General features: G+C 48.8%; 1 protein-coding gene. It reads left to right on the plus strand.

What is annotated here, in order from left to right:
* The coding region (locus tag ACFQEU_RS17720; RefSeq protein WP_379784290.1) for a BlaI/MecI/CopY family transcriptional regulator at positions 1-393 on the plus strand (393 nt) is incomplete at its 5' end.
* Positions 394-562 lie beyond the last annotated feature (169 nt).

Below are 562 nucleotides of genomic sequence, written 5' to 3' on the forward strand. Positions count from 1 at the left end.
GAACCCTTAATGGATACACAAAGACCGTCCCCCACAGAATTGATTTTACTAAAAGCTCTTTGGCGTAAAGCGCCATTGAGTGCGAGAGAAGTACATGAGCAGGTGGCAGCTGATTTAGCTTGGTCCTTTTCCTCCACCCGTAAAACCCTTGATCGAATGCTGGATAAGGGCCTCATCAGTGCATTAGACATTCACGGTGTCAAAGTTTATCGAGCCGAAGTAGGCAAGGTGCAAACCCTGGCAAATTTCGTAAAGGACTTTTCCCAGCGCGTGCTAGAGGTAAAGGGGCCGCTTCCCGTTGCTATGTTTGCTCAGAGCGAATTGTTGAACGCCGCGGAAATAGAGGACCTTGAGCGACTGTTATTGGACAGCGAGGCCAGCGACCATGAGTGAGTTTTCAAATCTACTGATTCCGTTCTTTTGGTGCTGCCTGTTCTTTATTGCTTTTAGTGGGGTGGTATTTGGGTTAGCCCAACTAGCCGAAAAATGTTGGTCAGAATCACCCCAATGGCGTAGCTTATGGTTGTCGACAGTGGCCATTTGTTGGCTGCCAATGGCGCTG

Source organism: Halorubrum tibetense (assembly GCF_042661865.1).
GTDB lineage: Archaea > Halobacteriota > Halobacteria > Halobacteriales > Haloferacaceae > Halorubrum > Halorubrum tibetense.